Raw genomic sequence first — 922 nt, 5'->3', positions numbered from 1 at the left:
ACGCAGGTGACGGCGGCCGGGCGACGCTGTGTGCGGATCCGGCCGGCGTCCCGTTCCGGCTCTGGCAGGCGCGGAACCGGCCGGGTGCCCAGGCGGTCAATATGCCGGGCGCCTGGAACTTCAGCGACCTGCACGCCGCCGATCCCGCCGCAGCGTCGGCCTTCTACGGAGAGGTCTTCGGCTGGCGCTTCGACGACGTCGGTTTCGGCAGCATGATTCGCGTCCCCGGCTACGGCGACCACCTGCAGGCGACCAGTGATCCCGGCATCCGCGAGCGCCAGTCGGGCATCAACGTCCCGCCGGGATTCGCCGATGCCATCGGGTGGCTCACGGGCCTGCAGCCCGGCGAGACGGCACACTGGCACGTGGCGTTCACGGTCGCTGACCGCGACGAGACCGCCGCCGAGGCTGAACGCCGGGGCGGGACGGTGCTTGGCCAAACCACGTCCGACTGGACCCGGGATGCCCTGATCCGGGACCCGCAGGGCGCCGTGTTCACCGCCAGCCAGTTCGCCCCGTCCGCGGGGTGAGGCGGGCGCCGCTAGCTGCCGACGGCGGGCGGTTTCCACCCGGTGTCCCGGGCCCATTCGTTCATCTGCGGATCGGCCGTCCGGCTGAACCAGTCGTCCTTCGCACGTGCGTAGGCGCCGGTGGAGGGGTCGGACGCATGCTGGCCGGCGAGCCGACGCTTCTCGGCCAGATAGGCCGCAGCCGCGCGGGGGTTGGCCCGCAGCCAGTCCCGGAACAGCAGGGCGTAGCGCCACCCCGGGGAACCTGCTGCCCGGATGTGGACGTTGACGGCGCGGCCCGGGTCGGCGTTGCCGTGCAGTCTTTTCTGCCAGTCCCCGGGCTCCGGGTGCTGTGGTCTCGGGGTGTCGCGCCAGGTGCCGGGCCAGCGCGGGAAGCCGGCGGCCGCGAGTGC

At 73.1% G+C, this 922-nt stretch carries 2 protein-coding genes; one reads left to right on the top strand and one right to left on the bottom strand.

Translation table 11 applies throughout. From position 1 onward, the window contains the following. The coding region (locus AC5RUJ_RS17290; RefSeq protein WP_494156374.1) for a VOC family protein at positions 1-530 on the top strand (530 nt) is incomplete at its 5' end. Positions 531-541: 11 nt separating this feature from the next. Here the strand turns inward: AC5RUJ_RS17290 and AC5RUJ_RS17285 are convergent. After that, positions 542-922 (bottom strand): GrpB family protein (locus tag AC5RUJ_RS17285; RefSeq protein WP_494156373.1); only part of this gene is annotated, 381 nt, incomplete at its 5' end.

Source organism: Arthrobacter sp. Y3223164 (assembly GCF_059091005.1).
Note: the sequence above shows the minus strand (reverse complement) of the source record. Positions and strands in the feature narration are given on the sequence as shown.